The 26,462-nt window shown below is 41.2% G+C and carries 24 protein-coding genes and 1 pseudogene; 11 read left to right on the top strand and 14 right to left on the bottom strand.

Annotation, left to right across the window (positions count from 1 at the left end; all coding sequences use genetic code 11):
• The first annotated feature begins 76 nt into the window (after positions 1 to 76).
• The 3 genes from DW182_RS22455 to DW182_RS07990 all read left to right on the top strand — a co-directional run bounded on the left by DW182_RS22455 (position 77) and on the right by DW182_RS07990 (position 1,146).
• Entirely contained in the window at positions 77 to 316 is a 240-nt protein-coding gene (locus tag DW182_RS22455) for a hypothetical protein (protein ID WP_083444191.1), read from the top strand.
• Positions 270 to 689: an RteC domain-containing protein gene (locus DW182_RS07995; RefSeq protein WP_049702412.1), complete on the top strand. Its 420-nt coding sequence runs from the start codon at positions 270 to 272 to the stop codon at positions 687 to 689. The genes DW182_RS22455 and DW182_RS07995 overlap by 47 nt, the downstream gene beginning before the upstream one ends.
• 130 nt (positions 690 to 819) lie before the next feature.
• Entirely contained in the window at positions 820 to 1,146 is a 327-nt protein-coding gene (locus DW182_RS07990; protein WP_049702413.1) for a helix-turn-helix domain-containing protein, read from the top strand.
• A 49-nt stretch (positions 1,147 to 1,195) separates the two neighbouring features.
• Here DW182_RS07990 and DW182_RS07985 read toward each other — a convergent pair whose 3' ends face one another.
• From DW182_RS07985 to DW182_RS07960, 6 genes are all read right to left on the bottom strand, one after another.
• Positions 1,196 to 1,921, bottom strand: a complete 726-nt coding sequence (locus tag DW182_RS07985) for a hypothetical protein (protein ID WP_049702414.1) — start codon at positions 1,919 to 1,921, stop codon at positions 1,196 to 1,198.
• A 4-nt stretch (positions 1,922 to 1,925) separates the two neighbouring features.
• Positions 1,926 to 2,846: a relaxase/mobilization nuclease domain-containing protein gene (locus DW182_RS07980; RefSeq protein WP_049702415.1), complete on the bottom strand. Its 921-nt coding sequence runs from the start codon at positions 2,844 to 2,846 to the stop codon at positions 1,926 to 1,928.
• Complete coding sequence (locus DW182_RS07975; protein ID WP_049702416.1) at positions 2,812 to 3,195, bottom strand: MobC family plasmid mobilization relaxosome protein; 384 nt, start codon at positions 3,193 to 3,195, stop codon at positions 2,812 to 2,814. Before DW182_RS07975 ends, DW182_RS07980 begins: the two co-directional genes overlap by 35 nt.
• A gap of 157 nt (positions 3,196 to 3,352) precedes the next feature.
• Positions 3,353 to 4,393: a toprim domain-containing protein gene (locus DW182_RS07970; RefSeq protein WP_049703312.1), complete on the bottom strand. Its 1,041-nt coding sequence runs from the start codon at positions 4,391 to 4,393 to the stop codon at positions 3,353 to 3,355.
• Between the two features lie 133 nt (positions 4,394 to 4,526).
• On the bottom strand, positions 4,527 to 5,882 hold the full coding sequence (locus DW182_RS07965; RefSeq protein ID WP_049702417.1) for a DUF3987 domain-containing protein: 1,356 nt from the start codon (positions 5,880 to 5,882) through the stop codon (positions 4,527 to 4,529).
• Positions 5,883 to 5,988: 106 nt separating this feature from the next.
• Complete coding sequence (locus tag DW182_RS07960; RefSeq protein WP_049702418.1) at positions 5,989 to 6,231, bottom strand: hypothetical protein; 243 nt, start codon at positions 6,229 to 6,231, stop codon at positions 5,989 to 5,991.
• A 139-nt stretch (positions 6,232 to 6,370) separates the two neighbouring features.
• On the opposite strand from DW182_RS07960, the gene DW182_RS07955 reads away from it, so the two are divergent.
• The 4 genes and pseudogenes from DW182_RS07955 to DW182_RS07940 form a co-directional block, all read left to right on the top strand.
• Complete coding sequence (locus tag DW182_RS07955) at positions 6,371 to 7,033, top strand: helix-turn-helix transcriptional regulator (RefSeq protein WP_049702419.1); 663 nt, start codon at positions 6,371 to 6,373, stop codon at positions 7,031 to 7,033.
• 9 nt (positions 7,034 to 7,042) lie between these two features.
• Entirely contained in the window at positions 7,043 to 7,783 is a 741-nt protein-coding gene (locus tag DW182_RS07950) for a Fic family protein (RefSeq protein ID WP_049702420.1), read from the top strand.
• Positions 7,784 to 7,785: 2 nt separating this feature from the next.
• The gene (locus DW182_RS07945; RefSeq protein ID WP_049702421.1) at positions 7,786 to 8,547 is read left to right on the top strand and encodes a Fic family protein; all 762 of its coding nucleotides are present in this window, start codon (positions 7,786 to 7,788) and stop codon (positions 8,545 to 8,547) included.
• A 571-nt stretch (positions 8,548 to 9,118) separates the two neighbouring features.
• Positions 9,119 to 9,346, top strand: a pseudogene (locus DW182_RS07940) (hypothetical protein); the annotation flags it as partial.
• Between the two features lie 60 nt (positions 9,347 to 9,406).
• Here DW182_RS07940 and DW182_RS07935 read toward each other — a convergent pair.
• Positions 9,407 to 15,199: a DUF3320 domain-containing protein gene (locus DW182_RS07935; RefSeq protein WP_233564109.1), complete on the bottom strand. Its 5,793-nt coding sequence runs from the start codon at positions 15,197 to 15,199 to the stop codon at positions 9,407 to 9,409.
• 241 nt (positions 15,200 to 15,440) lie between these two features.
• Between DW182_RS07935 and DW182_RS07930 the strand changes: the two genes are divergently transcribed.
• Positions 15,441 to 17,306, top strand: a complete 1,866-nt coding sequence (locus DW182_RS07930) for an SLC13 family permease (RefSeq protein WP_118295227.1) — start codon at positions 15,441 to 15,443, stop codon at positions 17,304 to 17,306.
• 24 nt (positions 17,307 to 17,330) lie between these two features.
• Positions 17,331 to 17,870 (top strand): TlpA disulfide reductase family protein, encoded by a 540-nt coding sequence (locus DW182_RS07925; protein ID WP_118295226.1) that lies wholly within the window; start codon positions 17,331 to 17,333, stop codon positions 17,868 to 17,870.
• 23 nt (positions 17,871 to 17,893) lie between these two features.
• On the opposite strand, the gene DW182_RS07920 is transcribed toward DW182_RS07925, so the two are convergent.
• Positions 17,894 to 18,625, bottom strand: a complete 732-nt coding sequence (locus tag DW182_RS07920; RefSeq protein ID WP_118295225.1) for a bifunctional 2-polyprenyl-6-hydroxyphenol methylase/3-demethylubiquinol 3-O-methyltransferase UbiG — start codon at positions 18,623 to 18,625, stop codon at positions 17,894 to 17,896.
• A 111-nt stretch (positions 18,626 to 18,736) separates the two neighbouring features.
• Between DW182_RS07920 and DW182_RS07915 the strand changes: the two genes are divergently transcribed.
• Entirely contained in the window at positions 18,737 to 18,919 is a 183-nt protein-coding gene (locus DW182_RS07915) for a hypothetical protein (protein WP_044155084.1), read from the top strand.
• A gap of 101 nt (positions 18,920 to 19,020) precedes the next feature.
• On the opposite strand, the gene DW182_RS07910 is transcribed toward DW182_RS07915, so the two are convergent.
• From DW182_RS07910 to DW182_RS07890, 5 genes are all read right to left on the bottom strand, one after another.
• Positions 19,021 to 19,398 carry a VOC family protein gene (locus tag DW182_RS07910; protein ID WP_117694197.1) on the bottom strand — a complete coding sequence of 126 codons (378 nt, stop codon included), beginning with the start codon at positions 19,396 to 19,398 and terminating at the stop codon, positions 19,021 to 19,023.
• A gap of 19 nt (positions 19,399 to 19,417) precedes the next feature.
• Positions 19,418 to 20,548 carry a DUF4468 domain-containing protein gene (locus tag DW182_RS07905; RefSeq protein WP_115502880.1) on the bottom strand — a complete coding sequence of 377 codons (1,131 nt, stop codon included), beginning with the start codon at positions 20,546 to 20,548 and terminating at the stop codon, positions 19,418 to 19,420.
• Positions 20,549 to 20,560: 12 nt separating this feature from the next.
• Entirely contained in the window at positions 20,561 to 21,292 is a 732-nt protein-coding gene (locus DW182_RS07900) for an MBL fold metallo-hydrolase (RefSeq protein ID WP_115502879.1), read from the bottom strand.
• A gap of 81 nt (positions 21,293 to 21,373) precedes the next feature.
• Positions 21,374 to 22,078 (bottom strand): pirin family protein, encoded by a 705-nt coding sequence (locus tag DW182_RS07895; RefSeq protein ID WP_115502878.1) that lies wholly within the window; start codon positions 22,076 to 22,078, stop codon positions 21,374 to 21,376.
• A gap of 103 nt (positions 22,079 to 22,181) precedes the next feature.
• Positions 22,182 to 23,189 carry a 2-hydroxyacid dehydrogenase gene (locus tag DW182_RS07890; protein WP_118216141.1) on the bottom strand — a complete coding sequence of 336 codons (1,008 nt, stop codon included), beginning with the start codon at positions 23,187 to 23,189 and terminating at the stop codon, positions 22,182 to 22,184.
• Between the two features lie 488 nt (positions 23,190 to 23,677).
• On the opposite strand from DW182_RS07890, the gene DW182_RS07885 reads away from it, so the two are divergent.
• A complete protein-coding gene (locus DW182_RS07885; protein ID WP_118295224.1) occupies positions 23,678 to 25,009 on the top strand; it encodes an OmpP1/FadL family transporter in 1,332 nt (443 codons plus the stop codon).
• A 79-nt stretch (positions 25,010 to 25,088) separates the two neighbouring features.
• Here DW182_RS07885 and DW182_RS07880 read toward each other — a convergent pair whose 3' ends face one another.
• Positions 25,089 to 26,369, bottom strand: a complete 1,281-nt coding sequence (locus DW182_RS07880) for a DcaP family trimeric outer membrane transporter (protein ID WP_118295223.1) — start codon at positions 26,367 to 26,369, stop codon at positions 25,089 to 25,091.
• Between the last annotated feature and the right edge of the window lie 93 nt (positions 26,370 to 26,462).

The raw sequence follows: 26,462 nt of genomic DNA, 5'->3' as shown, positions 1-26,462 counted from the left end.
CTTTTAGCAATAATAATACTCGCATTCTACATCACAAACAATAAATGAATATCAAATAAATCAACATTCAATTATTATGAGAACTATGTTAGAGCAAAGTTTCTTCCGATTACTATCGGAATGCTCCCAACGTAAAGTATCTGTAACAGAGTTTACAGAAGCTATTGAAGAATTAGCTAACTATTTAGCCGATTTCAGTACTAACGAACAGGATAACAGCGTTTTACTACGTTACCTTTCTTTCGGATTGCATAGACTTAAATCGTACCGTGTGCGGTTTGAGCAAGAAAAAAATGCCTTATTTGTATCTCATTGATGAAGTGATAGGATTACTGAACAATGAAATACACCTTGTTGAATGGCGTATCAAGTACCCGGAACAATTCAAACCACACTTTAACAAACAACCTTTTCCCCCTCTCTATTTGGCAGACAAAACAAATCTGATTGATATAATGGAAATCATCAGCGGTCTGTTCCTCTCCAAACGTATCGTCTATCAAAATGGCAAACCTGCTTTCCTCTCCGACTTGTCTAAAGCTTTTGAGTGGGTGTTTAACATTCAACTGAAAGACTATCATCAAAAGCATGAGGACGTAATAAAGCGAAAGCCGGGTAAGCTGACCGAATTTCTTAATGGACTGGCTGACCTTATCCGAAACGAACATAACAAAAAAGGATATAGATAATCAGTGACTTATGACTTATTTATAGGGGACTCCATGTGTTACCTCGTAAATTCTTTGCGCTGGTTTTCTGAACTTTGCTTCATCAATCGATTGACAACCACTAAAGTATAATCTGAAAAATGAAGCAAATATGTATATAGAAAACTATGATTTCAAGGAATGGATGCAAAAGCTATTTGATAAATTGGATGAGCTTTGCAAGGATGTACGGATACTGTGTAATGCTGATAAGGTGCTACCTGAAGATGATAACCTGCTGGATAATCAGGATTTATCTCTACTATTCAAAGTGAGTATCAGAACTTTGCAACGACTACGAAGCAAAAACAAACTTCCCTATATGTTGATTAGCGGAAAAGTCTATTACCGGGCTTCGGATGTCCGGGCATTCATTAAGGAACGGTTTAATGCGGTTATGCTCCGTAACTTTGAAAAACAGTTCGGGGAAAAGAAGTAAGACAAATAAGCCGGAGTAGTAGGTATCACTTGCTCCGGCTCTCTCTTTTCTATGGCTTCCTTAACTTATCCGCTTCCTTTTTTAACTGTTTGGCTTGCTCGTCCAACAGCCTTGCACGTTCCAACGCTTCCGCTTGCTTACGGCTACGGTATTCAAAATCTATAACCATATCTGTTATGCTTTGAATAAAAGCATTATCCCGTTTCCAGCTGAAATTCATTTCCAGCAAATCTAAACTGCTTCCGTCTGCCTTTCCTTTCATCAGGAGATAACGGTATTTTATATCATTATCTTGTAACTGCTGCATCCGTTCCGCAAAGCGGATATTCAGGACTAACGACACAAGGCAAATGAGTATTCCTGCTGAAAAAAGAAAGAACTTCGGTTTCAGGTAGAGAGTAACCCCATTTAGGAGTTTGTCGTACAAAGAACTGGATTCTGTCTTTTCCGGTAGGTGTGTGTCAGCCGGAAACAATATCTTTAGTTTCTCCTTGAAATACCTATGTGAAGCCACAATAAGCCCCTTTATATCTTCAAGGTCTTGTTTCTGATTCTCGGACTGCCCTTTCTTGATACTGGCGATTTGGCTTAGAATATTCCGCACCGTATTTTCAGGTATGCCGGATTTGTCCTGCACCTCTAAGATGCGTTGCTCGATAACCTCCAACCGATTAACCGTTTCTTCCCGGCTGGCTGGTATTACCTGTTGTTCCTGTTTCTCTTTCAGTTCAGTAACCATAGAGAGAAGCCCCTCTAAAATCAAATTTTCTTCCATACGCTTATAACTTAAATTGTCGTTTCTTCTTTTTCTTCTTCTTTCTCAAATCGGGGTTGTCGGGTGTTTCGTCAACCGGAGAGGATGAAACGGAAAACAGACCGCCTAAACCTGCCAGTAGCGAATTATCACTTTTGTTTATTACTCGCTCCTGTACTTGTGCGGTAATCATCTGTTTGTTGCTTCCGGCTACCGTTAGCCCTGCATCCCCAAAATATTTATCCAATTTTGAAAAACTGAAATTGCGGTCAATCTCCGAGCCTTTGAACGTGTATTCACCTTTGAAAAAGGAAACGCCCTGTATATCATCCGTCTGCCCCTTGTATTTGAACTGGATGCCGATACCCTTTTCCGCTAATTGCTTTTGTAGCTGCTGCCAGTTCCTTGATTTTCCGATTTCAGTCTTTATAGCCGTGTAAATCTCGTATTTCGTTTTGTCCGGCTCTCTTAGACGATACTGTTTCACATGCTCTTTTCCTTTGGCAAAATACAGTCCGTGTTTTTCTTTCAGCTTTTTGCAAACTTGCTCGTTCCGGTACATATCGTTACTGTCTGAAATGGTTTTACCGTTATTATCTATCCGGTTGAATACAATATGCACATGCGGATGCTCCCGGTCTTGATGCCGTACGATGATGTACTGCGTATCGGTGATTTTCATTTCACGCATGTACTCCTGCGCCAACTGTACCATTTTCTCGTCTGTCAGTTTGGGAGCATCCACTACCGAATAACTTAGCGCAATATGTCCGACTGGCTTTTTCAAACCGGGATTCATTTCTGTTTGCATACAGAAACTACGGATAATGTCCTGCTTGCTTTCGGCTAACACTCCCTCCGCATGAAGCAAAGCTGCCTGTTCCTTGCCAAGTACATAGTTCACACAGCCTTTAAATCCGCTTCCCTTTTTTATTTTTCCAATCATCCGATAACAGGTTTATGATTTCAATAATCCTATTTTTCAGTTTCACAAGCTCCACAGCCACGAGCGCAAAACCTCCTGCATTGGCACGATGTGCAAGCTGGTTGAGGTTGTTGGCTTCTCCGGCTAACTTGCGGATAGTGTCGGCATCCTGTTTATTTAGCCGGGGTATTACCTCTGCCGAAACAACCGCTTGCCGGACGTATTCGCTAATAGGCAGACCGGATTCTCCGGCTCGCTTCTTGATGGCGTAGTACTGTAACTCTGTCAGCTTCGTACTTACTACCCGTTTTTGCTTGTCTATCCGGTTCTTTGCCGGGCGACCTCCTGACTTGTTTCTTATCTCTGTCATACGTTTTTGCTTTTTAGGTGGTATCTTAGAAATTGCGACCAACGGGAGAAATTTCTCTTTGCGATGAGCAAAGCAAGGGGTTTCGGTCTACCGAAACATAACCTTGCTCTCCTAAATCACATTGTTTGTCGTTGGTATGCCTTACCTGTTCTCTTGACTACAGGCGTCTGCCCCTTTTTCTTTTTTCACCGGGAATCTGTCTGTTTTTCTCTTCTTGATTCAGCTGCTTGGTAGACTGTGTTTGCTTCTCTGGCTGTACTGGTTTGCTCCGCTGCTGCATCCTCTCCGTTGGCTGGCTGGACTTTTGACATAGGTAGTCGTTCAAGTCTTTGTGTCCGCTGTACAAGTGTGAAGCATCACGCACACGCCAGTCGTATTCCTTTTGTATGGCTTGGGTGGCTTTACGTCCGGCTTCGTCATTATCCAAAAGGCAGTGTATCCTTTCGTACTCGCCTAACGGGTATAATGCTTTATCCACATTGGCGGTCGAGTTCAGGATAATATAATCCTGCCAGTCGATACAGGGATAAGTCGGGCTATTCTTATGGCGGATAGTCAGGAAAGAAAGATAGTCCATAAATCCCTCGAACACGAAACAGGCATTGTTCCTTTTTCCTGCAAACTGTATGCGTGTAATGTCTTTGGGAGAGGTGCAGCCCTTGTAGCCGGGATTGCGTAGTTCGTACCCTCCTGCATCGTTCTTGAAAGCGAGCGCAAAAAGCGGTTTTCCGTTTACACAGTAATACATTTCCTGCACATAGTCTGACACTACTTCGGGCGCAATGTTCCGGCTTTTCAGATAGTTAATGAGTGCCGGATTCTGTAACGGCTGGATTTTACGGATTTCTATCGGGCTGGCAAGCTGTTTCTTTTCTTCCTTTGCCGCATTCCTTTCTGAAATACTTTTCCCTTGAAAAGAAAAAGTATTGGCAGAGTAATAACCCTGTTCCAGTCGGCTGATAGCCCCGTAAGCGTTGCATTCGTACAGTTTCATCACAAGGTCGATAAGTGAGCCGCCTTCGCCCGTTCCAAAGTCACACCAAAGGTTTACACCGTAATCCACCTTGAAACTGGGTGTATCATCCTGCCGTAACGGGCTGTGGTACATACCGTAATAAAGTTTATCCACTACGGGCAAGATGCCCAATGATTCTAAATAGTCCTTGATACTTATGTTGTTAGCTTCCTGATAAGTCATAATCTTTATCTTCGCCTTTATTTTAACAGTGGCATAAAGTGTGGCGATTTCTACTTTTATGCGCACATATACATTATTGATAATCAATTGACAATAAGTCAAAATGTGGAAAGTGTGAGAAATGCGGACTTTATTAAATCAGCTTCTTATATCTTCCATGCTTGACATTTTCAAATAGTTTTCCTTTTTTGTCTGCTAAAAAGCGTTTGAATGAATCTACCGAGATATTTTGCTTTTGAGCAACTGTAATGCCTTCGCTTGTAGTGAACTCCACAGGTAAAGCATTATATAACGAAAGTTTATCTGTCGGTAACTGTTCTAACATAGCGGATGAGTTTGTTATACCTTGTACCCTTTTGGCTGTAATGCGGAAATATTCAACGATTGATATTGCACCTTCAACACTTGTACTGTCTATTTCCTTTTTATCGCTTTCATCACAAGCCCATCGTGAGAGCTGTAATATCAAACTAAAGCGGATAACATATATATCCAGCTTGCTATATACGCCAACTAACACTTCATTCATTTCGCTATTGCATAAATCTGTATTCTTATGCTGCCAATGATAAAGCAGTGTACGGGCTTCCGTATTAAAAGGAAGTTGGGTCGGTACAAGTTCTCCGTCTTCATCAGTCACACATTGGATGTCTGTCAATTTCTTTACAATGGAGTTCCAAAGAGGGACTATGTGTGTGGATAATTCAAGCTCGTTCCAGTACTCTTTTTTCAGATTGGGTGGGAAAACAAACAGAATACGGTCGATAAAACCGTTCTCGCTTCTTTCCCCTTTCGCCAGTTCTTTGAGTAGTCCTTTTTGTATCGTGCCAATTACAGATATAAAAGAATGTTTGATGAATGCGGAGTTCTTATTTCCCTGTCTGTCAAGTATGATAGGTTTTCCACTGAATACGGATAGCCAAAATTGCTCTTCCGAACCGCTATTATAGCGATTGAAATTTTTTAGCCATGACATCAGTTCGTCCACATACAGGCAGATTCCTCTTTTGTTATCCTGATGGATGGTGATAAGCCGTTCAGGAGTAATATCCGATACTATAAACTTTTTCAATATCGGTTCTGCTGTTTGCTCCTTATCTTCTTTCTCTTTTTTACAAGCAAGAATGTATTTTTCATATTCTCTTCGCTCTTTCTGATATTTTACGGATGATTTAATATCCAGTTCAAATAATGGCTGCATGGCAAAACTAAGCGGATGGCTCTTGTTTACTCCTGAACGTCCGATGATTGCCATGTACAAGATGGCACGTTCATTCCAACCTTCCTTTACCTTCGCTACAAAATTGTTGCCGATACCTACGGATAAGGTAAAGCATATAGCGGAAGCAATAAAGTCTATAGGATAGTTCAGAGTGGATTTCGTTTCGTTTATAATTTCCCTTATCAATTTAGGAAATACAGAAACAGGAAAGCTATCTTCCTCTTTTAGCTCTGATATGCAGATATTTGTTTCTTTGGGTATTGTCATGTTAGTTCCTTGTTGGGTAGCGTCCCTTTGCAGAAACGCTACCTTGCTCTTTCAAGTGGTGGATGAAAAAGAATCTTTAATTCAACTTTTAGTTTAGTAAATGGCTTTACTTGTTATTGTACTCTTTAATAGAACTCTCAAAAATACGGTTATCAACAGTAGTCTTTAGCACGCCTGATGCCACAAGGTCTGAAATTTTCTTGTGTGAGCGTCCCATCATTCTGGCTACTTGATTAATACTATAAGTCTTCTCTACATCCGATTCAGGAGGCTTTGGCAACTTCTTATCCAATACTCTTTCCATTATCTTTTCGATAGCGGATTCTGTAGTTACAATTACTGTTTCCATACTTCTACTTTTTTAGTTAGAAAATCTGTTTATTATTTGAACACTAAATTTTATTTCTTATCTTTGATGCTGCAAATATAGAAATAATATATTTAAGGCTAAACTAATAGTTTAGTATTTAACTTTTAAATACACTTATATGGTTCATCTTGAAAGAATAAAGGAGTTGTGCGAAAAGAAAAACGTAACAATGAAACAGGCTGCCATCGAATTAGGTATGACGGAGCAGAGTTTGCATAAAATTATCAAGGCTAACTCTACTAAAATAGATACATTATTAAGTATGGCTCAATATTTTAATGTAGAACCAGCCTATTTTTTCGATAACTATTCTGCCGGTGCATCAGATGGGGTTTGTATCAGTAAGGAAGAACTGGAAGGACTTATTAAGAAGGTGATAGCTTACTCAATTCACGGTTTTGGAATGGTGAAACTTGAATGGGATGCTAAAGAACAAAAGTTTAATTCTTATTTTGATGTACTAAAAAAACAGTATAGTCCTGATGCTTCGGATTTAAAGTACATTTCCTCTTTACTGGAAACAGATGTTCATATCACCGACAAGACAACTCCTAAAGATGTGGCACGGGTATTGATGACCAAAGATGAATTTGATTTCACTTCTACCTATTATTACGGCATCCGAAAAATGGAAGTACAGGAAGAACTTCAAAAGCTCACAGCCTTTTTGGATAAGCATAATATTCCTATCTCTGATTCCATTAAGAAAGATATTGATGAACTTAAAGGCAGGATTAAGTATTATGAAAGCAAGAGTATTATAGGAAATAACAAGATTTGACCATAAACTATGGAACAGATATTTAATAAAGAGCAGCAGGAAAAGGCGCAATTCATTTTGAATCATCCTTTGGCAAAGCTATCGGATTTGCGCTCAAATGAAATAAAGGATTTGGCTGTGGTATGGTGCTACTATTCCGGTAAGATAGAAGGTAATACCTATACTTATGTGGAAACAGAAGCATTGCTCAAAGATGGCATTACTTCCGAAAAGAAGTATGAGGATGCCAAGATGTTGAAGAATTTATATAATACTTTCATCTCTGAACTGGAGTATATCAATAAAGGGAAAAATCAGGAAGTGATAGATGAGCGCACTTTGTTCAGGGTGCATCAATCTATATCTACCGGGTTGGTTTCTGATGAAGAATCAGGCTTTTTAAGAACAAGGGCTGTCCGTATTAGCGGCACGGAATATATACCGCCAAAGGATTTGCATGATATTCGGGCAAAGTTGAATGAAATACTTTATCAACAAGAACAATATACAAATCCATTGGAGCGAGCCGTTTATATTCATTGCAACATTGCCAAACTACAACCTTTTATAGACGGGAACAAACGTACCTCCCGAATGATGGAAAGTATTGCATTGATGAACGCTGATATTATCCCAGTTTATTCTTCAAGGGATGCCGATATACTGAACTACAGGAAAGGGCTGATTGGCTTTTATGAAACAGGAAATTATTCTCCGTATGCCGATTACTTCCTGAATAAACAAGTGGAACGAATTAAAGAAATAGAGTAACCATGAATGAAAATATGAATGTTATGCTGAAAAAGGTAGATGTTCTTAAAGAACAGCTATCGGCTTTGCGTCCATTGCCCGAAGAAGCTTTGAAAAAGATTCAGGATGCTTTGGATATTGAATACACCTACGAAAGTAATCGTATAGAAGGCAATACACTCACTTTGCAGGAAACAGCCCTTGTAGTAAACGAAGGCGTTACCATTTCCGGAAAATCCATGCGTGAACATTTGGAAGCAATCAATCATACGGAAGCTATCAGCTATATTAAAGATATAGCCAAACAAGATATAGAGATAAGCGAACGTACCATCAAAGAAATACACGCCCTTATTCTCCATGGAATAGACCGGGGAAATGCCGGGAGATACCGCACCGTTCCTGTTATGATTTCAGGTAGTACACATATGCCACCACAACCGTATCTGATAGAGAAGCAAATGGAAGATTTTATTCTCCGTTTCAAGCAAATGGAAAAAGAAAAGGTACATCCTGTTCTTATTGCTGCCTACCTGCATGACGAACTGGTGCGGATTCATCCGTTTATAGATGGCAATGGGCGTACTTCTCGTTTGTTGATGAACTTATACCTTCTTCGTAATGGTTACGTTATTATTACTTTGAAAGGTAGTAATGATGCAAAGGTAAGCTATTACATGGCATTAGAGAAATCGCATACAGAACATTTGCCGGAAGACTTTCAAAAGTTGGTTGTTGAAGCGGAGATAGCTGCTTTGCAAAAATACTTGTCTATCATGGCTTAATGAAGAAATGGAGTAAATCTTTCCATTTTTTCTTTGCAAATCAAAATTATCAGTTTATCTTTGTGATTGTTAATAAACGATTTAAACAGAATATTTGTTTTACAATTGTTTTACAGTAGCGAAGCTAAAGATATTCTAATCAACTGGAAATAAAAGGATTATCTTGGCAGTTTAAAATCCGCCAGGAACCTCTAAATAAACAAAGAGGTTGTGTCAAAAGTAAGAATCACTATCATTTCGCTCTGTCATCCTGAACGTAGTGAAGGATCTACTCCCCTGAATGCACAGAGAAGAGATCCTTCGACTACGCTCAGGATGACAAAATGATACGCTTGTCAGAGTTTCGACACAACCTCTTGTTGTTTATTGACCTTCAGTAATTTAGCTACCATACCATTTGGGTGGAAAATCGTGCAAGTGTAGACCGCATGTAGCCCGAGCCTTCTAAAACGATACGATTGTAGCACATGAAAAATATTAATTTTAGGTTTTTTCCTATCAATAATTATAGAATTCACCAGTTGTTATTATTTTCCCATATTACTTTTGTTACAAACCTAAAAAATACGCCATGAAAAAGGTTCTATTTATCCTATTTGCAGTTCAGTTTGTTTTAGCTCCCCATATAACGAAGAGCTATAGTGTTAATTTTATCGAGGATAGTTACGAATATTCGATAGTCAATCAAGAAAAGAAGACAGTCAAAAAAGACATTTTAGGCAATACGATTATTGAAGATGATAATGGTAATAAGATTACAATCAAAAAAGATATATTCGGAAATTCTACTATCGAAGACTATTAGGTAGATATTATTTTTCATTCTGTTTTTCCTTTCGGAAGAAAGTATCCATGAACCCTAATTATTCATGGATACCATTCCGTTCGCATGGCTGAATATTCCTTTATTAATCAGCAATTGTATGGTCTGTTCCGTTACCATATCTAGATTGTTTCCTTTCCTGCTAAAACCAAGAAGTTGGGAAGTCAACCGTTTCAGGTCTTCTATTGGCATGGATATCTGTTGCTCTATGGCATAACGGGCGGCACTCATAACTTCTAGGATTGGAATATCCAGAATATCGCGTTTAGAATTGATGCGGTAAAAGTCACAGTCTTTAGCCTTCTCTTTATTCTCCCAGTAAATTATGGTATCTCCCGATAGGGGGTCTTTATATGCATCTTCAAGAAGGCTGTCTATAAATACCTGCAAACGGGTGGTAACTCTTGTCAAATTCCAAATTCGTAATATCCTTTTATACAGCAGAGTATTTGTTATGGGTTGTTCAATCCTGACTATTTGTTGAAGTTGTTTTTTAACCTGATAGGAGGAAGCCATTACGGTATCGATATCTGTACTGTAGCCTATATCAGGCAAGTCAGCGAATATATACTCTCTTTCTCTATTGTTCACTAACTCTACAACAGGTTCGTTTTCTATACTGAATGTTTTCAGAACATTATTCTCTGTCGGAAGAGGAGGCTGTTCTTCTGCTTTTGTGTTTTTTAAATATTCCAGCTTTTTGATAATGCGCTCCATGACGTTCTCTTTATGTTCAAACCAGTCGACGGACCATACACGCATTACATTCCAGTGGAGCATCTGCAAAACATTCGGTTGTACTATTTCACGGTCTCTGGTGGTTTTCGTTTCATAATAGTTTCTGCCGTCACACAATATTCCCAAAATATATGTATCCGGTTGCAATGGATTGACAATCGCTAAATCCACCTTAAAGTTTGACCGCCCTACCAGAGTATCCACTTTATAACCATGCTGAGTAAGTTCCTGTGCAATTAAAGTAATAAGATTACTTTGTTGCAGGTTCTGTAGTTGGATGGCCGGAATAGGTGAGGTACCGCGTTCTGCAAATTCAAGAAATCTCTTTAAGCCTTCCACACCTTTGGACTTTGTACGTTTCAAATCTATTTGTTCGGAGCGTAAGGTTGAGAAGATAATCATTTCATAACGTGCACGCGATACGGCTACATTCAGACGACGCTCGCCGCCTTGATTATTCAATGGTCCGAAATTCATGGATACATTGCCATTCCTGTCCGGACCGTATCCTATAGAGAAAAGAATAATATCCCGCTCATCACCTTGCACATTCTCCAGATTCTTGATGAAAATAGGTTCATTACTTTGGAAAGCTTTTTCTTCCAATTCAGGATATTTGTTCAGCTCCTCAATGAGCATATCTTCTATCAGGTTTTGCTGTACCTGGCTGAAAGACACGACACCTATGCTTTTTTCAGGAACTTCAGATGTACGTAGCCGGTTCAGTATTTCTTTCACAATGGCTTCCGCTTCGGCATGATTGCTGCGTGTACGTCCTTTATCATACGTACCATCTACCTGAACTAAACGTACTTTTGAAATTCTGTCATCCACAGAAGGAAAAGTATATAACTTTCCATTGTAATACTGAGAATTACTGAAAGCAATCAGACTTTCGTGTTTGCTCCGATAGTGCCAAGTCAGATAACGGGATGGAATGGATAACGAGATGCAATCATCCAGAATGCTCTCCATATCGTCAAATTCAGCTTCTTCCTCGTCTACTTGTGAAGAGGAGAAGAAACTTGTTGGAGGCATTTGCTTGGGATCACCTACTACCACTAATGCGTTGCCGCGGGCTATTGCACCGACTGCCTCGCTGGTAGGCATCTGTGATGCTTCGTCGAAAATAACAAGATCGAACTTCTCTGCATCCAGATCGATATACTGAGCCACTGATATCGGACTCATCAACATGCATGGACATAGCTTGGGCAACAGAGTTGGTATCTGGTCTATAATTCTCCGGATAGATGTGCCGCGTCCTCCATTTGAAATGTTCCTTTTTAGAATTCCTATTTCGGAACTGGAGGCGGCTTCCATTGTCAGTGATGGTATTTTGGCTGCTAATCTACAGTATAGTTCCTTTTTACTCAACTCTTGAAAATCTACAGTCAACTGTTTGTATTTGCTGATCATTTCCTCAAATAGCAATCCGTTGAAAAGACGTAAAGTTTCGTCTGCATCAACGGTTTTTAGAGCTAATTGGTGATAAACGCCCTTCATATACGCATCAGAAGCTTCCGATCCGCTTTTATGCTTATCTGTTATATAGTTGATAATTACGGTTAAATGCAGGGATTCCAATTCTCTCTTACGGATGCACCATTGTCCCCAATCTTTAATCTTATTGAAGTGAGTTAACCAGGTATTCAGTAGAACCGGTAGTTTCATTTCAAGATTATTATCCGGCAGTTGTATGTAGCATGAACCTTTTATTTCATTGAGAACCGTATTCAACTCGTTGGATGTATCGATTAATTGCCTGAATGTATTTTCATTAGACTGCTGGAATGCGTTCCAGTCAATACTGATTTTATTTGCAAATTGATTCAGAACTTCTGCAAATGGCTGTTGAACGATTGCTGCGTATTCCGATAAAGTGTTGTAAATTATCGGAAGATTCTTAAGTATAGAATCAATATCATCCCATTTCTCTTTATTTTTCCTTCCTAAGAAGCCGAAAGAAGATGATAATTCGGAAGCTTGCTCCTGAATGATCTTATTATTCTTTTGATAAGCATTTAACTTTTCTAACAGGCTTGGTATTTGTGCTGCCTGCAAACTCGTATTGTAAAGCCTGAGCTTTTTCAGATAAGAACGTTTGGCAAAGAATTTAGGTAAGAACCATTTCAATTCGATAGTTTTCCATTCTTGCTGGAGGGCAAATGCATTTTCTTCCAGAATTTGGGGTGCATAGTCTTTACCCAGTTCAGCTTGTAAATGATCTCGCTTACGACCGGACAGGATAATATCTTTCCATTCTTCTATCAAGTCGGTATTACCACCCATTTCCAATAACGTTTTATTCAGATATGGGATGGATAGAAGTTGGTTACATATCTTTCCCATCCAACTGATCCCATTCCAATTATCAGGTATCGAGATTCCCAGACTATTTGAAAGCAACTTTCTGTTAGCGGTAATCGAGCTGAATAAATTAATAATGCTCCTGATGCCAGCTTGTAATTTCTGAGAGCTTTCTATGGAAGTGTCGTATGGTTCCAGCCCTTTTAATGGGTGGTCTTGCGGATGCCCTGTTATCTGAAAAACTGTATCCAGTTCCTGGATCTTTTCGCAAAAATCTGTCAGTTGATTCTTAGTGATGGAGGGTAATAGAGAAAAGTCGATGGACAATTCATCTCCCTGTATCGACAAATAATTTGTTATACAATCGTACAGAGAGAAGCCGGAAGCATGGGGATGATGCAACGCTTCCATATAATTGATTAATTTCTTTCTACGCTCGAATAATTGCTTTGAAGTACTTTCAAACTCAGCTGGAGACTGAATGTGAATGACTTCTATAGCTTTCTGAAGCTGGGCTAAGAAATGGGATTTAGTAACTTTATTGGAATGTAGTTCCAGACAGAACGGATCTAATCCTATCTTAGTCAGACGGTTTTGTACTACGGAAAGTGCTGCCATCTTTTCTGCTACAAACAGCACACGTTTTCCTTTGTACAGGGCATTGGCTATCATATTGGTAATGGTCTGTGATTTACCGGTTCCCGGAGGACCATGCAATATGAAACTCTTTCCTTCTCCTGATTCAATAACGGCTTCCAACTGCGAAGAATCGACATCAACGGGAATGGCAAAATGGATAGGTTCAAGATTTCTATCTATTTCTCTGGCGTCAATTTCCGGAGTCGTATCCTGCCATTGAATACGATTTTCCATCAGACTGGCTATAATGGCGTTCTTTTTCAATTTGTCTGCATTGGTATGAATGTCATTCCACATGACAAACTTGTTGAATGAGAATAACCCCAACATGGATTCTTCCACTACATCCCAACCTTTCATATTACGAATGCAGGTACGAATCGTTGCGAATATCTTTTTCACGTCTACGCCACTATCATCTTTTGGCAACGGATTCAACCCGGAAAGATTAACACTGAACTGTTGTTTCAATAGTTCGACGAGCGTTATGTTCAATATAATTTCTTCGTCTCTGGTGCGGATGATATATCCGCTTGAGCCTCCACGGCGCACAATGTCTACCGGTAACAGTAAAATAGGAGCAAAGCGTGGTTTTACACTCTTAGGAGACTCGTACCATTTCAGGATTCCTAAAACGAGGAACAGTGAATTGGCACCATTTTCTTCGATGGCAGTTCGCGATGTACGGTATACAAATTTGAGTGAATTCTGTAGTTCGCTTTCGGTCAGATAAGAACGAAGTTTTTTGTTTCTCAACTCGCTGATTACTAATTCTTCCAAATTCTCTTTCCATAAAGAAGAATCATAGAGACCAGTCTCACCAGGTTCTATTTTACTTTTAGCGGGACTGGGTAATATCTGGTAGTTTTCTCCGGCTTGCAGATGATCTTCCAGATGGTCAATTTCGAAAGATATGAATGGTATAACTCTTCTGCCAAGCCGGATGTTGATCAGATTATTGCGTAAAGAAAAGTCCAGTAATTTTCTTTCCCAAATAATCTGCTTGGTTATTTCATCCTTGCCGTCCTCCAGCTTTATTTCATACCGGTCCAGTTGGTGTATTCTTTGGGTTACATTCTCATGCTCTATTCCGCTGTTTTCTATTTGCCATTCACCGTTATGGTTTATGCGTTGCGGCAATGGGCGGATTTTATCTAGTCTGCACCTATATACATCGATAAACAGCTCGAATCTGTTTTCTTCTTTGATTTCTCTCTGAGCCATTGTAGCGGCTTCTTCAAATGAAATATTCTGTGAAGATGCCAGTGCGGTTGTCTCTACTAATACAATGTCGCTGATACCATTTGCACTTCCTTTGAGTAGAAAGGAGGCATCATCGCCTACGGTTTGATGATAAATATCTTCTGTAAGCCATGCACCTACCAATATATGTCCTTTCAATAAGATTAAAAGAGGATGAATGCCATTTGCTTCCAGACAGGAAGCATAGAGTAAAGTCAGGTCTATACATGTACCCAGCTTACTGGTGAGTACATTATCTACCAAGCGGACACGCTGCCCCGAAGTTTCAAAGCTGGCCGGAACCGTAGAATATATTAAAGACTCAGACCGGAGAGCTTCATAAATAGCAGCTACCTGTGCACGCACTCGGTTGGGATCCTGTGTCTGATACTCGTCTAAGGCAGAGTTTCCGGTCCACTTTTCAAGGAATTGTGAGGCTTTTACACTAATTCTTGAAAGTATAGGGTGATTGGGAGTCACAAATGTCGCTAAGAGTTCGGGCATGATCCTGGAACCAGTCCACTGATCGTATGTCATCAGTTTGATGGGAAATGTTTGCTGATGGGCTATCTCACCGGAAATCGTAATAGTCAGATGAAAATTAGTTTCGATACCTTCTGTGAGTTCGATTAGCTTTTCACTTTCAGGTGATATTTCCAGATTGTTGATTTGTATGTTCTGTCCGGGTGGAATTATTTCAAGAATGCTTTCTGAGTATTTAATAAGTTCTCCGTCTATGGATACTTTGATGTTATTCCAGTCGACTTCATCACTATTCATGAGTTCGCAGAAATTGCATGAAGGCACATGATTGTGTATCATTGCATAATTAATACATGGTAGGTATTCCAGATGGACTGTTCCATTGAAGGTGCCTGTAATTGTGTTGTCGTTTCCCATTGCTGTTATAGAATTTAACTGATAAAAGGGGGGATCCCATACTATCATTCCCGGATTCAAAGTTATAAATATAATGCTAATAATCTATACTTTATTTATAATTTAGTGAGATATTTGTCGCTTATTTAGTTCAAAAAGGATTTACCCTATTGTCCATCGTGCTGATTTTTGTGATATTTGCAACGCCTTAGAACAAAAATCACTGTTGAATTGTTTAATAACTGATAAATTTTATATCTTTATGTATATTACTCTCATTATTTTATTCCTATCTGCGATATTCTTTATGAGTGGCAAAGTGCGTTCGGATTTAGTTGCGCTTTGTGCTCTGGTGTTACTAATTATATTCGGTATTCTGACCCCGGAAGAAGCATTGACAGGCTTCTCTAACTCCGTTGTTATAATGATGATAGGATTGTTCGTTGTGGGCGGTGCTATCTTTCAGACGGGATTGGCAAAGATGATAAGTAGTCGTATCCTGAAGTTGGCTGGTGACAGTGAGTTGAAACTTTTCGTTCTTATTGTATTGGTGACTGCCTTCATCGGTGCTTTTGTCAGCAATACCGGAACGGTAGCTTTGATGCTTCCCATTGTAGTCAGTATGGCTATGGGGACGCAGATCAATGTCAGTCGCCTGTTGATGCCGCTTGCGTTTGCCAGTAGCATGGGAGGTATGATGACGCTTATCGGCACACCGCCGAACCTTGTAATTCAAGAAGCATTGACCTCTGCAGGATATACACCTCTTACATTTTTTTCGTTTACTCCTGTAGGATTGGTTTGTGTGGCTGTCGGATTGATAATCTTAATTCCATTGAGTAAAATTTTCCTGACTAAGAAAGGTGACAAAGACCGTAAGGGTAAAAAGAACAAATCGCTGAAAGAACTGGCGGGAGAGTACCAACTATTTCAGAATTTGTGTCGGGTGCAGGTCGAAAGTAAATCGCCTTTAACTGGAAAGGCCATACAAGAATTAAGTATTCCACAACGCTATAATGTAGGTATAATGGAAGTTCGGCGTCAGTTATCCTCTTCTCGTCGTCACTTTTTTAAGACGATGAGCCAGGAAATGGCTGCTGCTGATACAGTTATTCAAGAGAATGATATTCTGTATGTATTGGGTGATTTTACGAATGTAGAACATTTTGCCGAAGAAAATACATTAAAGTTGTTGGATACCCATGCAGCGGAAGGTACGGTAGAAGCAAAAAGTGAAGAACTGGAATTTACAGAAATCGGTATTGCTGAAATTGTATTGATGCCTGCCTCCAATCTGGTAAATAAGCCGGTAAAAGATTCAGGTTTCAGGGAAAAATATGGTGTGAATATCTTGGGTATCCAACGCAAGCGCCAGTATATTCTGAAGAATCTAAAAGATGAAAAGATGCATTCGGGAGATGTGCTGTTGGTGCAGGGAACATGGGAGAATATAGCGCGTTTGAGTGAAGATCCCTCCGATTGGGTAGTACTTGGACAACCGCTTGCTGAGGCTGCTAAAGTAACATTGAATCATAAAGCACCTGTTGCTGCCATAATCATGTTGGGAATGGTGGTAATGATGATGTTCGACTTCATCCCTATTGCTCCGGTAACGGCAGTAATGATTGCAGGTCTGCTGATGGTGCTCACCGGCTGCTTCCGGAATGTAGAAGCAGCATATAAAACCATTAATTGGGAAAGTATCGTATTGATTGCCGCAATGATGCCCATGTCACTGGCATTGGAAAAGACCGGAGCATCCAATTTGGTATCTCAATCATTAGTCAACGGATTAGGTAGTTACGGACCTTATATATTGTTGGCGGGTATCTATTTCACCACTTCGCTGATGACTATGTTTATTAGTAATACGGCTACGGCAGTACTTTTGGCACCGATTGCCCTCCAGGCCGCCATACAGTTGGATTTGAGTCCATATCCATTCCTGTTTGCCGTAACCGTGGCAGCCAGCATGTGTTTTGCTTCTCCGTTTTCTACTCCGCCCAACGCGTTGGTGATGCCTGCGGGACGTTATACATTCATGGATTATGTTAAAGTTGGTTTGCCTTTACAGATAATTATGGGAATTGTGATGATCTTTGTGCTTCCGTTATTGTTCCCGTTTTAAGAATAACTTAAAAGTATAAGATTGATGAAAGTAGTAAAGAGTTTGATGTTTATCCTGTTTGTCCTTTGCAGTTTATCGGGCAAAGCGCAGGAAGTAGCTGCCGATAGCACCGGTTACATTGTAAGAGTAGGGGAGATGGCTCCCAACTTTACCATTACCCTGACTGACGGTAAGAAAGTTACCCTTTCCGAACTCCGTGGAAAAGTGGTGATGTTACAATTCACTGCCAGTTGGTGTGGTGTATGCCGCAAAGAAATGCCTTTTATAGAAAAGGATATCTGGTTGAAGCACAAAGATAATTCTGCATTTGCCCTTATCGGCATAGACCGTGATGAACCGTTGGACAAAGTGATTGCATTCGGTAAGTCGACTGGCATTACTTATCCCTTGGGCTTAGATCCAGGTGCAGATATTTTTGCCAAATATGCGCTTCGCAATGCCGGAATTACCCGCAATGTACTGATTGATAAAGACGGACGCATCGTAATGCTGACCCGCCTGTACAATGAGAAGGAATTTGCTGCATTAACGAAGAAGATTGATGAAATGTTGGCAAAGAAATAACAAACAGAAAGTCCGGGTTGACCTTATTTTAAGGTCAACTTGGCTAAATAATCGTAGTGCTTTCCTTCTTTTACCAACTCCGCTTGAAAACCATTTTCGGCTGCATAAAGACTGAGTGTCTGGAAATCAATGTAAAGCCAGTCGAATGACTCTCCCAAGATATCCTTATATTGCATCTGGAAGTCTACTTCTCCATAATAGTCACCTGCCAGGTCGATCACAAAACTTCCGTCTTCTTCCTCAAACAGATAGCGCAGATCACTGGAATCCATAAAGATACAGCCACCGGGTTGTAGCAATTGCTTCATCCTTTTGAAGAAGGCAGGCAGATTTTCCAGTTTGCCGATGATTCCCGAACCGTTCATCAACATTAATATCGTGTCGTATGTCTCACGGAAATGCTCATCGAACAGATTGAGCAATGTGGCATGCCGTACGCCGCGTTGTTGCATAACTTCTACTGAAAGCGGCGAAATATCAATGGCATGTACCTCTTTGCCTGCTTCCTGCAAGGCAAGGCTGTGGCAACCGCTTCCGGCTCCCACATCCAGAATCTTTCCCGTAGCCAGTTGCAGGGCGGTACGTTCCAGAAGAGGCATCTGCTTTTCCGTACGAAAAAGTTCCTTTACCGGAATTTCATCCTCATCGAACTGTGAGGAGAAAACCCGTAGCCGTTCGGCCTTGTGTCGTTTATAATAATCGGCAATAGCAGTACCCATCGGGTCCTTGTCAGCAGAAAGCAGCGTAGTGTTCATTCTATTCAATCTCTAAAAGTTGTCCGCAAAGATACGAAAAATGCAGTCTATTGGTAGAAAAAAACTATCTTTGTGTCGGCTTATAAATATATATAGTAATAGAAACCGAATATGAGTATAGAAGATGCAATAATGGGCGGTATCGTCTTTAAAGGAAAGAAAGACAAGCCCAAGGAAGATGGAAAGGTAAAGACTAAAGCCAAGAAGAAATCGTATATTACCGGGAAACATGGTTCCGGTGCTGCCAAGATGAAGGCGGATATACGGAAGAAAAGGGCGAATCGTCATAAATAGAAAGTGATAAGGTGATAGGGTAATAAAGTGATAAGATGATAGGGGAATGTATGCTCATCACTTTATCACCCTATCACCTTATCACCCTATCATTTTATACTCTATTTTGCTGGAAGTACTTCTATCCAGTAATCGTCCGGATCATGGATGAAGTATAATCCCATAGCTGTATTTTCAAAGCATACCCAACCCATTTCTTTATGGTATTGGTGAATAGCCTCATAATCACCGGCAACACGGAAGCATAAATGGCTTTCGTTCTCTCCAAGTTCATAAGCTTGAGGATGATCTTTCAGACAAGTCAGTTCCAGAAGGAAACCTGTACTGTTGTCTGTCAGGTAAACCAGCGTGAAAGAGCCGTTCGAGGCTTCTTTGCGGTGATGTTCTTTCAATCCCAATGCTTTTTCATAGAAAGCAATACTACGTTCCAGATCGGTGACGTTGATATTAAAATGATCGAATTTAGCTTTTATTTCCACGTAATTAAGTAATTAGTTATTATTTTACGAATGCCTTTAGAATTTCGCCTACATACATGCGTGGCTGACCTTCCATAGGAGCCTGTGAAGGCATCTTCTTACATTCCAGAACAACTGAAGGTTCTGTCTGGTTTGCCGGATAGAAGCGAACGGTGTAAGTTTCAGCAGCTTCCATCTGTTCGTAAGGTTGATCAGGTGAAAGGAAACTGAAGATAACAGGCTTACCTGAGGATTTGCCCAATGACCCACCTGCATTAGCTGTCATCATGGTCATATTGAAAGCATCTGTACCAATTACAAGTACTAATTTGCCTGCACCCATTTGGATAGCATTTGTCGGCAGTTGATCCGGAGCTACTTCTTTATAGCCGGGCATTGTACCAGAAGCAACAGGAGTGGCCGGAGTAAGCGGAGTAGCAGGTACAACGGTTGCTTTGGCTGTTTCAGCCGGGGTTTTCACTTCCACTTCAGCTTTAGGAGTAATCACTATCGGACCTGAGCTAACAGCACTCTTTTCCTCTTTCTTAGCTTCCGGTTGTTCTGTTTCGGCTGCTTTCTTGGCAGTACTTGCACTAAGGGCTTCTGCTGCTCCAAGAGCGAGGTCATCTACAAAGTTGACTGTTTTTCTGCGCCATTTAGCAAGTCCGCGCACCAATTTGGTTTGAGCCTTATTCAGTGCATATTTGTCTACGATCCATTCCTCTGCTGTATACTTCTCTTTTCCTTCACGGTAATTGAAACGAATCTTTTCAACTTCCATTGTACACTTCTCGGGTGCACAAACCACGGACAGTTGGTAGAGTATCTTTGTACGGTCCAGTGAGAGTGCACTTGAGCTGAATACAATCCATTCTTCTCCCGTACCTACTATTTGCCCTTCTTCCGGGTTCGTATAGACTACGCGGCTGTTATTCCCATTCTTTTTCAGCCGTGCTTCCATCCATTTCTGCATGCGGTTGAAGATCTCTTCTTGAGACATGCCGGGAATACTGAATTCTTTGGTAAATACAACTTTTCCATCTACTTCGGGTACTGCGCCCGCCAGGTACTTGCTGTCGTCATCGTCTTTGTCCTTGTCTTTTTGAGCATGTACTGCAACAGGCAGGCAAATACATAAGAGTACAAAAAGGAGGTGTGTCAAATTTTTCATAATGCGTATGTTTTATTGATTAATATCAAAACTTTCACCCCGGTGGGTTATGGACAAGAAACGGCAACCTTTGCTTTCGGCAAACTCCCGGAAAGCATTTCCGCCTTTGTATTCCTCGCTGAAGTGCATAGGTACAAAGATAGTAGTTTTTATCCGTTCCACGAATTGTTCCGCACCTCTCATATAATCTTTTCCGATGCGGTTGTCCACTGGAAACATGGCTACATCTACCGATGGGGCAGTTTGCTGAAGGCATTTCACTTCGGCAAGGAAGTCACCTTCCGCTTTCCGGATTTCCTGCGGAGTGGATTCTTCGCTCCAATGCCAGTTATTCAAGTCTCCGGCATGGAAGAGCCGGACACCTTGCAGGTCAATGAGAAAAGAGATACCTACATCCGTGGAACCGAATGCTTCGATACGGATATTCGGGTCTTCGTACACATCCCCTTTATTAATATAGGTGGCATCCTCGCGCGTGGCACGACGATGTTTCAGGATGTCCTTGGAGAAGATATAGTGAATATCCGGGCGCTCGGCTTTCCATAAAAGGACTTCGCGATTAAAGTGGTCGGGGTGAAAATGGGAAGAGAGCACATATAGTTCTCCGGGTCTTCCCAATAGATAGTCATGAACGATACCTTTATTATATTCCGTTTCAGAGGAATCTTTGTAGTAATCGATAATGACCGTCACTCCGTCCGCTTCAATCGCGAAGCCGCTATGGTAAATGTAATCAAGTTTCATGCACGGGTTAATTTATAGCGCAATATTACGAAAAACGCTACACAAACCTTTGGTTTTTGCTGTTATTTTTATCTAAAAGACTTACATCGGCACTTCCATCAGCAGAATGTGCGAGTCTTTCAGGGTTTCCAGCTCAAAGCTGTGGGTATCGTATACGCCCATGCCGTCACGGCGTGAAAGTACGGTATCATCCACCTTTACCTCACCTTCAATCACGAAGATATACACACCTGCGTGGGATTGGTGCATGTGATAGCCGATCTTCTTTCCCGCCTCTATTTCTCCGATGGAGAACCATGTCTGTTGCAACATCTTGGCAGGGGCATCGCCATCCGGCGAAACGATCAGTGCCAGTTCATTCTTCCGCAAGAACGGACGGATGTCGTAATCCTGATAGGCGGGTGGTGTATTCAGCTTCTCCGGCATTACCCAGATTTGCAGGAATTCTACCGGTTCGGTATCGCTGCCGTTCATTTCACTGTGATAAATACCGGTACCGGCACTCATGGTTTGTATGTCTCCTATGGTGATGGTGCGACTGTTTTTATTACTGTCACCATGTTTCAGCTTTCCTTTCAGGGGGATGGAGATAATTTCCATGTTTTTATGTGGGTGGATACCGAAGCCTTTACCTGCTTCTACACGGTCGTCGTTCAATACGCGCAATGCACCGAAATTCATGCGGCGGGGATTGTAATATGTATCGAAACTGAATGTATGGTGGCTGTCGAGCCAATCATATAGAGCACGTCCACGGCTTTCCGCTTTGTCTATTACTTTTTTCATAATTTATTCCTTTCTTTAAATGTTTGATATACATAAATAACAAACTGACTATGAAAATGTTTATAGTCGAATGTTAGCATTTATTTATTGAATATCTTTATTGCTAATTCTGAATTTTTACTTCATTCTCCGATACCTTTCCACTTTTGAAGTCTTTGATGTTCTGCAGGGTGGTGGTGGCAATGTTCTCCAGTGCTTCGCGGGTGAAGAAAGCTTGGTGCGAAGTTACAATCACGTTGTTGAAAGAGAGCAGGCGTGCCAGTACATCATCATCAATGATGCGGTCGGATTGATCTTCATAGAAATATTCGCTTTCTTCTTCGTATACATCCAGTCCGGCGGAACCGATTTTCTTGTTCTTCAGTCCTTCTATCAATGCATTGGTATGTATCAGTTGGCCGCGTCCGGTATTGATAATCATTACACCGTCTTTCATCTTACTGATGGAGTAGTCGTTAATGAGGTATTTAGTTTGTTCCGTAAGCGGACAGTGCAGCGAAATGATATCTGAACTATGGTAGAGCTCATCGAGTGTGGTATATACCACCTGGTGTTCGCGGGCAAAGTTATAGTCAGGATATAGGTCATATGCCAGTATGTTCATACCGAAACCTCGCAAAATCATAATCAGTTTCTTGGCAATCTTTCCGGTACCGATAATGCCGGCTGTCTTTCCATACATGTCAAAGCCGAGCAATCCGTGGAGAGAGAAATTACCGTCACGGGTACGCCAGGTAGCACGGGGTATTTTCCGGTTCAGCGATAGCATAAGGGCAACGGTGTATTCTGCTACGGCATACGGAGAGTAGGCAGGTACGCGTACTACTGTTATGCCACATTCTGCGGCAGCTTTCAGGTCTACATTATTATATCCGGCACAACGCAGTGCCAATAGTTTAACACCATTATCAGCCATCATGCGAAGCACTTCCGCATCTGCGGTGTCGTTTACAAATATACAGACAGCGTCTACGCCCTGTGTCAGTATCACATTGTGTTTGTTCAGATGACCTTTATAATAACGAAGTTCAAAATCGTACTCTTTATTCTTCTCATTGAACGAAGCCTCGTCATAAGGTTTGGTGCCGAAAAAAGCAATTGTATATGCCATAACTTCTGAAGTTTTTAGAATTTATTTTAGCCCGTTGGTGGAATTAATGGCCTTCTCCACGTGTCCGAATAGAGACCAAGACCGGGTTTGTGCAGTAGCCGGTCCGTACCAACTCCGTAGCAAATTCGGTTAGAGGTACCTCTATCCGGAGATGATACGGAGCAAATAGGTTGTTGAGCCCTTTTTGATATGGCTCTGACAGGATGTTGGACAGTCTCTAACTCCGCCAACGGGTTATTTTATTAATATAACACGCATATAGATAATAAGGTTCAGAAACATAGGTACTGCTTTATGGGTATTAGCGGAAGGGTAGGGATATGGTTCTTTTCGTTGATAGGTGGTGCGTTTTATTTATATCAGTTTCATTCGAAACAGTTTTTGTTTTCAATTAATTATGGGCTTAATCTGATATTTTTGCACAAAAGACTTTTCAGCGTGCAATATTATTGTAACTTTGCGCCCGCTAACAATTAAAAAAGATTTAGATGAGAAAATTTTCGTTGATTAGTCTTATGTTGCTAATCGTTTCAATTTCAACTTTTGCAGGAGGTCTCCTTACGAATACAAATCAGCATGCCGCTTTTCTTCGTATGCTATCCCGCGGTGCTACCACTGAAATAGACGCTGCTTTGTCTAATCCGGCAGGTCTGGCATTTTTGCCGAATGACGGTTTTCACATGTCTTTGAGTATTCAGAGTGCTTTCCAAACAAGGAATATCGATGCCTCGTGCGAAGGTCTGGGGCTGAATAAGTATTATGAGGGTAAGGCATCTGCGCCTGTTATTCCCAGTTTGTTTGCTGCTTATAAGATGGGTGACTGGACACTTTCCGGCTTTTTCGGAATTACCGGTGGCGGAGGAAAGGCTTCATTTGACGACGGTCTTCCCATGTTCGATGCTATGGTAATAGGCGGATTGGGTGCTCAAAATATTCCGAGCAAGGCTTATTCGCTGAAAAGCTATATGGATGGCAAACAGTACATCTACTCAGTACAATTGGGCTTGACTTATAAGGTAACGGACTGGCTTTCTGCCTTTGCGGGTGGTCGTATGAACTACTTTACTGGTGGTTATCAAGGTGCATTGAATGCTAGTGCCGCCACTAATTTGCCTTTGCCTACCGGGGGAACGATACCTGCCGGCACAGAACTTATCGGCATCGACTTGGATTGCAGTCAGACCGGATGGGGATTTACCCCGGTTATCGGCTTGGATGCCAAGTGGGGCAAGTTGAATATTGGTGCAAAGTATGAGTTCATGACTAACCTGAATATTGAAAATTCCACTAAAGCTAACTCGCTTCGTATGATTGGTGCTGCTGAAAGTGAATTGGCGGATTACAAGCATGGTGTGAATACTCCGAATGATATCCCTTCCATGCTTTCTATAGCTGCTTCTTATGAGTTTCTTCCGGTATTGCGTGCATCTGTAGAATACCACTTCTTTGATGATAAAAGTGCAGGAATGGCTGGTGGCAAGCAGAAGTTTCTGACAAAGGGAACAAACGAGTATCTGGCCGGTATTGAGTGGGATGTAACCAAGCATTTGACTTTGAGTTGTGGAGGTCAGATCACAGACTATGGATTGTCTGACAATTACCAGAGTGACACCAGTTTCTCTTGTGATTCTTATACTCTGGGTTTTGGTGCCAAGTTGAATTTAACAGCAAGAGCTGCCCTGAACGTTGGTTACATGTGGACTACCTACGAAGATTATACTAAAAAATCTCAGAACTATAATAATACCGGATTGAGCGGTACAAATATCTATAGCCGTACAAACAAGGTATTTGGTGCTAGTATCAACTACAGATTCTGATTTCATAATTACTTTATATATAGCAGAAGCCGTCTTGAAACATTGTTTTGAGGCGGCTTCCTTGATTTATGTATCTGATTTAGAAAGAATATTGTACCAACAAATTCATCCGGTTTGCATGATGCGTTGATTTATTGAAATCTGTACGCCAGCCGCGAAGGTATTCAGCACCTACCTGCATATTCGGAGTAACATTCCAGAATACATTGGCTACGAGATATTGTCCGTAACGGTAACTGCTGGGTTGATCGTTGGGATAACCGTTCTCCGAATACAATCTGGACATACTGTAAGTAGTGGACACAAACACTTTCGGGCAGATGTTATACTGTGCCCCGGCAAACCAGCCCAGCATAGGCAATGCTTGCATCTTTCCTTCTTTTTCGGGATTGGGAACGATATCCACATTCAGATTGCTTATGTCATTCAGATATTGTCCGATACCTTTTCCATAAGTAGCTTGTCCGAAGATTTCCCATTTCTTACTGAGATTGAATGAGGTAGATGCCTGTATACCCCATCCGGTAACGTCGGATGCATGATCGCTGAGCGTGCTGGTGTATGTCATGCTGCGAACGAGGCCACCTACACGAAGATGACTGTTGGCTCCCCAACCATATTGGGCGTAAGCGGTGAAGTCCGGCATGCGTTGTTGGGCTACGCTGAGTTGATCGTTTGTTGTACCATCTACACTAGGTACCTCTATAGATGCATTGAAACGCCAGTTCTTCAGGCCTTTGTAAGTGTAAGCCAGTTGAGTGGCACGATAGAAAGTGGCACCGTTAGGGCCTTGGAAGTCGATAGTGGAAGGCAATGCTGCCAAATCCATGAAACCGCCATAGGTATAACCTACTGTCACATTGCGGAATGACATATACGCATTTCGCAACTGGAATACTTTGTCTCCGCCACGGAAGTTACCGGCAGTGTACACTACGAAATCACCCAGTAGTTTTGTGTGTCCTACCAGTTTCAGGAAGATGGTGGAAGTACTTGCATCCATCTGGAACTGGTTCTTTACTTTACTGGCATTCGGAATGTAGGCCGGGATGAAATCCATGTTATCTACAATGCCACCGAAGTCATACTCGGCAGTGGCACGTACATATCCTCCGATACCAAGGGCGAATTTTCCTTTTTTATCCATCAACAGGAAGCGGGGGGCCTGTGGATCGTGGATGTACCTGAACTGTGATTCGTTCATGATACGGACGATCTCGTCGCCTGCTTTGTCGATGGTAACCATGACGATGCCGTTAGATGCCTCGTCGTCAATAATCGCTTTTTCTTGTGCGTTGGCCATAGACGGAACGAGCCCGATAGCGCACAACAGAAACATTACTTTAAAGATTGTCTTCATTATTAAGTTAGGTTTTGGTGAATGCCCATTGAACAACCTAAATGAAAAAAGGTTGAGCGGAAAGTCGAAAATACAGGCTCGTTTCAGATTTAG

Source organism: Bacteroides sp. AM16-24 (genome assembly GCF_003471885.1).
Classification (GTDB): Bacteria; Bacteroidota; Bacteroidia; order Bacteroidales; family Bacteroidaceae; genus Bacteroides.
Note: the sequence above shows the minus strand (reverse complement) of the source record. Positions and strands in the feature narration are given on the sequence as shown.

What these genes read in the sequence shown, in the direction of transcription:
- DW182_RS22455 (WP_083444191.1), top strand. Translation starts at nt 77, where the DNA reads ATGAGAACTATGTTAGAGCAAAGTTTCTTCCGATTACTATCGGAATGC.
- DW182_RS07990 (WP_049702413.1), top strand. Translation starts at nt 820, where the DNA reads ATGTATATAGAAAACTATGATTTCAAGGAATGGATGCAAAAGCTATTT.
- DW182_RS07985 (WP_049702414.1), bottom strand. Translation starts at nt 1,921, where the DNA reads ATGGAAGAAAATTTGATTTTAGAGGGGCTTCTCTCTATGGTTACTGAA.
- DW182_RS07980 (WP_049702415.1), bottom strand. Translation starts at nt 2,846, where the DNA reads ATGATTGGAAAAATAAAAAAGGGAAGCGGATTTAAAGGCTGTGTGAAC.
- DW182_RS07975 (WP_049702416.1), bottom strand. Translation starts at nt 3,195, where the DNA reads ATGACAGAGATAAGAAACAAGTCAGGAGGTCGCCCGGCAAAGAACCGG.
- DW182_RS07970 (WP_049703312.1), bottom strand. Translation starts at nt 4,393, where the DNA reads ATGACTTATCAGGAAGCTAACAACATAAGTATCAAGGACTATTTAGAA.
- DW182_RS07965 (WP_049702417.1), bottom strand. Translation starts at nt 5,882, where the DNA reads ATGACAATACCCAAAGAAACAAATATCTGCATATCAGAGCTAAAAGAG.
- DW182_RS07960 (WP_049702418.1), bottom strand. Translation starts at nt 6,231, where the DNA reads ATGGAAACAGTAATTGTAACTACAGAATCCGCTATCGAAAAGATAATG.
- DW182_RS07955 (WP_049702419.1), top strand. Translation starts at nt 6,371, where the DNA reads ATGGTTCATCTTGAAAGAATAAAGGAGTTGTGCGAAAAGAAAAACGTA.
- DW182_RS07950 (WP_049702420.1), top strand. Translation starts at nt 7,043, where the DNA reads ATGGAACAGATATTTAATAAAGAGCAGCAGGAAAAGGCGCAATTCATT.
- DW182_RS07945 (WP_049702421.1), top strand. Translation starts at nt 7,786, where the DNA reads ATGAATGAAAATATGAATGTTATGCTGAAAAAGGTAGATGTTCTTAAA.
- DW182_RS07935 (WP_233564109.1), bottom strand. Translation starts at nt 15,199, where the DNA reads ATGGGAAACGACAACACAATTACAGGCACCTTCAATGGAACAGTCCAT.
- DW182_RS07930 (WP_118295227.1), top strand. Translation starts at nt 15,441, where the DNA reads ATGTATATTACTCTCATTATTTTATTCCTATCTGCGATATTCTTTATG.
- DW182_RS07925 (WP_118295226.1), top strand. Translation starts at nt 17,331, where the DNA reads ATGAAAGTAGTAAAGAGTTTGATGTTTATCCTGTTTGTCCTTTGCAGT.
- DW182_RS07920 (WP_118295225.1), bottom strand. Translation starts at nt 18,625, where the DNA reads ATGAACACTACGCTGCTTTCTGCTGACAAGGACCCGATGGGTACTGCT.
- DW182_RS07915 (WP_044155084.1), top strand. Translation starts at nt 18,737, where the DNA reads ATGAGTATAGAAGATGCAATAATGGGCGGTATCGTCTTTAAAGGAAAG.
- DW182_RS07905 (WP_115502880.1), bottom strand. Translation starts at nt 20,548, where the DNA reads ATGAAAAATTTGACACACCTCCTTTTTGTACTCTTATGTATTTGCCTG.
- DW182_RS07900 (WP_115502879.1), bottom strand. Translation starts at nt 21,292, where the DNA reads ATGAAACTTGATTACATTTACCATAGCGGCTTCGCGATTGAAGCGGAC.
- DW182_RS07895 (WP_115502878.1), bottom strand. Translation starts at nt 22,078, where the DNA reads ATGAAAAAAGTAATAGACAAAGCGGAAAGCCGTGGACGTGCTCTATAT.
- DW182_RS07890 (WP_118216141.1), bottom strand. Translation starts at nt 23,189, where the DNA reads ATGGCATATACAATTGCTTTTTTCGGCACCAAACCTTATGACGAGGCT.
- DW182_RS07885 (WP_118295224.1), top strand. Translation starts at nt 23,678, where the DNA reads ATGAGAAAATTTTCGTTGATTAGTCTTATGTTGCTAATCGTTTCAATT.
- DW182_RS07880 (WP_118295223.1), bottom strand. Translation starts at nt 26,369, where the DNA reads ATGAAGACAATCTTTAAAGTAATGTTTCTGTTGTGCGCTATCGGGCTC.